This window comes from Corynebacterium sp. KPL2895 (assembly GCF_040225815.1).
In the GTDB taxonomy this organism is placed as follows: domain Bacteria; phylum Actinomycetota; class Actinomycetes; order Mycobacteriales; family Mycobacteriaceae; genus Corynebacterium; species Corynebacterium rhinophilum.
In genome coordinates, this window is record NZ_JBEHFY010000056.1 from 1 (window position 1) to 869 (window position 869).

Below are 869 nucleotides of genomic sequence, written 5' to 3' on the forward strand. Positions count from 1 at the left end.
TGGAGCTCCTTGGCGGCAACGTACAGCTCGTCGCGGTCGAGGTGCTGCAAGCGGGCGATTTCCGCGCGAATGGTGCGCAGGTGCTTGACGGCCTCGGAGACATCGCCGGTGCCGGCCTCGCCCTTGGATCGAATCATGGCCGCGCCCTCGGTGATGCGGCGCAGGGCCTCGCCCAGGTTGGTCGCACCGCACACAAACGGCACGTCGAAGTCCCACTTATTGATGTGGTTGACGTAATCGGCGGGGCTGAGCACCTCGGACTCATCGATGAAGTCCACGCCGAGCTCGCCCAGAATCTGCGCCTCGACGAAGTGGCCAATGCGCGCCTTCGCCATCACGGGGATGGATACGGCGTCGACGATGCCCTCGATAAGCTCCGGATCGGACATGCGGGCCACGCCGCCCTGGGCGCGGATATCGGCAGGCACGCGCTCAAGTGCCATGACGGCGCTGGCGCCCGCATCTTCGGCGATGCGCGCCTGTTCTGGGGTCACGACGTCCATGATGACGCCGCCCTTGAGCATGTCAGCTAGTCCACGTTTCACGCGCGTGGTCGCAATGTTTTCGGTCATGCGCTCTATACTGCCCTGCCCAAGTGGTACAAGTAAAGAACCATTTCCCGCGTGTTGGGTTGTACCACTTATGCTGTGTTTATGCCCCTGCGCCTCGACCCCGCCGATACTCGCGCCCTGCCGGTGCAAATTGCCGCCGCCGTGCGCGCCGATGTCACCTCCGGCGCCCTGCTTCCCGGCGAGCCCGTGCCCTCCACGCGCACTCTGGCCACCCAGCTCGGCGTCTCCCGCGGCAGTGTCGTTACCGCATATGAGCAGCTCACGGCCGAGGGCTACCTCAGCGCGGAAGTCGGCTCC

At 65.4% G+C, this 869-nt stretch carries 2 protein-coding genes; one reads left to right on the top strand and one right to left on the bottom strand.

The window, feature by feature from the left end; translation table 11 throughout:
- A partial coding sequence (locus ABRP95_RS12030) for a beta/alpha barrel domain-containing protein (protein ID WP_502880376.1) occupies window positions 1-572 on the bottom strand: 572 nt, incomplete at its 3' end.
- 81 nt (window positions 573-653) lie between these two features.
- Here ABRP95_RS12030 and ABRP95_RS12035 point away from each other — a divergent pair.
- On the top strand, window positions 654-869 hold a 216-nt coding region (locus tag ABRP95_RS12035; RefSeq protein WP_349839491.1), incomplete at its 3' end, for a GntR family transcriptional regulator.